1 protein-coding gene is annotated in these 1,224 nt (G+C 54.7%); it reads left to right on the top strand.

Annotated features, from left to right (window positions below):
- Window positions 1–1,224: hypothetical protein (locus ABD892_RS04385; protein WP_345194150.1), on the top strand; the 1,224-nt coding region annotated here is incomplete at both ends.

The following is a 1,224-nucleotide window of genomic DNA, read 5'->3' as shown; positions in this document are numbered from 1 at the left end:
CAGGCTGTTGCCAACCGTGAGGCGGTGGCGCATGAAGGCGACAGTGTTCGGGTGGTGCCGGTTCAGCAGGAGATCGAGGAGCGCGAACAGGCCCAGCGTCAGGCGTGGGAAGATGAGGTTGCTTCCACTCCGGGGCTGGCTGATGATCCCGGCACCGTTAATCCGGATGCCATTGATCAGGATGACTATGTTCCTCCGCAGCAGACCGCTGTTGATTTCGAGGAGCGTGATCAGGTCCAGCGTCAGGCGTGGGAAGAAGAAGTGGCCGCTACGCCGGGGCTGGCCGATGATACTGGCACCATTAACCCTGATACCATTGAACAGCCCGAGCAAACTGCGGTAGCGTTAGAGCCACAACAACAAGACACCACGGAGCAGAGTGATGACGGACAAGGAGAAAGCGTACCGGCCAGCGACAGTGGCGGAACTGGAGTGGTTGGTGAAGCAGATGAAGGAGTACGAGGAGTTGATGGGCGAGGACGCGAAGAAGTTCCCATTAACAGCGCAGCACCAAGCACTAATCGCCAGTCAGGGGATGACCGCAGAAGAAGCAATACAGAGCTTGTATACACCCTCAATGGAGTCAAAGTTTATAGACGGACTAATGAAATCCTTGAAGACCATGCAGGCAGGGGCAAAGAAGAAGAACACATAGCCTTTATTGAGAGGGCTGTGGGGGTTAAGTTTTGGGAAGCAAAAGAAAGGCTGTATGCCCAGATCAACCAAGAAAAAAATTATAGCGTTCTTGTATTTGCGAAAAAGCTACAGCAGAAGTATGGCTTTACGCAAAGAGAAGCGGACGCCTATATCCTCTACACCTTCCTGAAGGAGCATTGGGGCAAATACGACGCCAGCCAGGAAGCCGCCGATACCGTCAGTGAATCTGCACTCGGCAGGGAAGCCGAGTTTGACGACGGTATCCAGCTCACCGAGGCCAGCGAACAATCGACACTCGACGCCTTCAGGGGAGAACTGAAAAACGTCTCTGCTCAATACAAGAAAGAGGCCGAGCACGAGCTGGCGGCGCTTCACCATATTTACCCGACCCATCAGGCGGAGATCGTCACCCGAGAAACCCGTCAGGGCAACAAGACCGTCAAGACCTACGGCCTGCAACCCAAGGTACCCGAACTGGGTGGCGAGACATATGCGGGTATCCGCACCTTTGACAGCGAACCTCTGGCACGGATGAATGCGAACTACCGCAACCGTGAATATCCGGAT

It is taken from the genome of Kistimonas scapharcae (genome assembly GCF_039540975.1).
Classification (GTDB): Bacteria; Pseudomonadota; Gammaproteobacteria; order Pseudomonadales; family Endozoicomonadaceae; genus Kistimonas; species Kistimonas scapharcae.
Note: the sequence above shows the minus strand (reverse complement) of the source record. Positions and strands in the feature narration are given on the sequence as shown.